The sequence below is a fragment of the Rhodococcus sp. EPR-147 genome (assembly GCF_001647185.1).
Classification (GTDB): domain Bacteria; phylum Actinomycetota; class Actinomycetes; order Mycobacteriales; family Mycobacteriaceae; genus Rhodococcoides.
In genome coordinates this window covers 1-385 of the sequence record NZ_LVCU01000120.1, presented here as the reverse complement: position 1 = coordinate 385, position 385 = coordinate 1, and the positions used below count along the sequence as shown (strand labels likewise).

Below are 385 nucleotides of genomic sequence, written 5' to 3'. Positions count from 1 at the left end.
CGGCGTTGACCTGGGCTGGCTGCTAGGCCAGTCCGATCCAGACGATGGTGGTGCCCCCAGTAGGACTCGAACCTACGACCTGCGGATTAAAAGTCCGTAGCTCTACCAACTGAGCTATAGGGGCGCGGCTCGAAAGTGTAATGGGCCGCGCGGTGCCGACGGGCAGTACCCCCGGCAGTGGTGTCGACCGGGGTCAGCGTCCGAAGCTGCTGCATCCGCTCGGTACCGGAATGCCGGCCAGTCGGTCGTCGATCCAGGCGTACGCGCCCGGGATGCCGCTGAACGCGACGATCAGGTGCTCGCCGAGATACTCCTCGAGTCGGACGTTCGCACCCTGCGCGCACCACTCGTCGTAGAGGGTCTCGGCTCCCTGTCGTGGGATCCA

1 protein-coding gene and 1 tRNA gene are annotated in these 385 nt (G+C 65.5%); both read right to left on the bottom strand.

The window, feature by feature from the left end; genetic code table 11:
• Positions 1-48: 48 nt before the first annotated feature.
• Positions 49-124 (bottom strand) — tRNA-Lys (locus tag A2J02_RS05800).
• A 69-nt stretch (positions 125-193) separates the two neighbouring features.
• Positions 194-385: lipase family protein (locus A2J02_RS05795; protein WP_231911415.1), on the bottom strand; the 192-nt coding region annotated here is incomplete at its 5' end.